The 1,520-nt window shown below is 64.8% G+C and carries 1 protein-coding gene; it reads left to right on the top strand.

Features of this window, described 5'->3' with window-relative positions:
- Positions 1–67: 67 nt before the first annotated feature.
- A partial coding sequence (locus QWE_RS24545) for a calcium-binding protein (RefSeq protein WP_167539714.1) occupies positions 68–1,520 on the top strand: 1,453 nt, incomplete at its 3' end.

Below are 1,520 nucleotides of genomic sequence, written 5' to 3'. Positions count from 1 at the left end.
TCCCGGACGCTCTCAGTTGCTGCGGAGTGATCGCCATGAGCCTTTCACGAACGATCATGAAGAAGCCTTGAAACTCGGCCAAGGCGACGCCCAGTCGGCCAAGGCGCCGGCGCGCAAGTTTGCGCTTCCCGAAGTTCAGGACCGCACGCTGTGGTCACCGGGCATCTTCGCCGTGCTCTCCATGGGGCTCGGCGCCTATCTCGGGCGGCTGCGCGAGATCGTCAATCCGGCGCCCAATGCGCAAGCCCCGGACGACCATAAATCCGTGGCGCTCGACGACGGCACGTCAGCACCGGTCGAGAATGCGCCTGCGGCCGGGCTGGACATCGCCGCCTTCTGGCAGGAGATCCAGCGGGCTTACGAGGACGTGGTCGAGCAGATCGAGCCACCGCGCCGGCTCTATTCCTCTATCCGTTTCAACGCCCAGGATTTCATGCTCGAAGGCGACTATGCCGGACGCCCGTTCCAGGGTGTCACCATCGATGTCGCAGCCAACGGTTTCCGCTTCGTGGCGCCGAGCGTGGCCAAGCCGAAGTTCTCCGGCTTCAGCCTGCCACGGGCAGCAAACGAGGCCCCCGCCAGCGGTCAGGCGGCAGGCGACAGCAGTGATGCACCGGATGACGAGGGCCTGCCAGGTGCCGGATCGTCCAGCGGGGGCTCCTCGAATGGAGGCTCGTCGGGGAATCCGCCGGCGCCGGCCAATCGTGCCCCCTTGTCCCGTGGGCCAATCTATCTCGGAACTGGCCTCGTCAATCTCTCGATGCTTCTGATGTGGGCCGATCTTGCACGCGCGGCCGTGGATCCGGACGGCGATCCGCTGACGATCTCTGCCATCCGTGCGACATCGGGCGAGATCCGCGCCTATGGCAGCGATGCATGGATCTATGTGCCCGAGCGCGACAGCCAGGGGCTCGTCACGCTCACCTTTACGCTGAGCGACGGCAAAGCGTCGGTTCAGGGCCAGGGCTTTCTCGATTTGCTTGCGCATGCCGACACAGAAATTACCGGAACAGATGAAGACGATATTCTCCTCGGCACACCGGGCAAGGATCTGATCGATGCCGGCGCCGGTAACGATACGGTTTACGGCCGCGAAGGCGACGACCTGATCTTCGGTGGCCTGGGTGACGACGTGCTGATCGGTGGCGACGGCCGGGATGTCATTCACGGCGGTGACGGCCATGACCGCATTTTCGGCGGCGAGGGCGACGATGTCTTGTTCGGGGACGCCGGCAACGACATGCTGTTCGGCGAGGCCGGACGCGACAGCCTGATGGGCGGCGAGGGACACGACATTCTGTCCGGCGGTGACGGCGACGACCGACTGTTCGGCGAAGCCGGAGACGATGTCCTGTCGGGAGATGCGGGTAACGACGTGCTGGACGGCGGCACCGGCCACGATACGCTTGCCGGCGGTGCAGGCGATGACGTCATGGTCGGCGATGAGGGTGACGACGTGTTCGTCGCGGGTGTCCAGATCGTTCTTGAAGCGCGCAGTCTGACGCAGCTGTCGATGGATG

Origin of the sequence: Agrobacterium albertimagni AOL15, assembly GCF_000300855.1 — a bacterium.
GTDB lineage: Bacteria > Pseudomonadota > Alphaproteobacteria > Rhizobiales > Rhizobiaceae > Allorhizobium > Allorhizobium albertimagni.
Note: the sequence above shows the minus strand (reverse complement) of the source record. Positions and strands in the feature narration are given on the sequence as shown.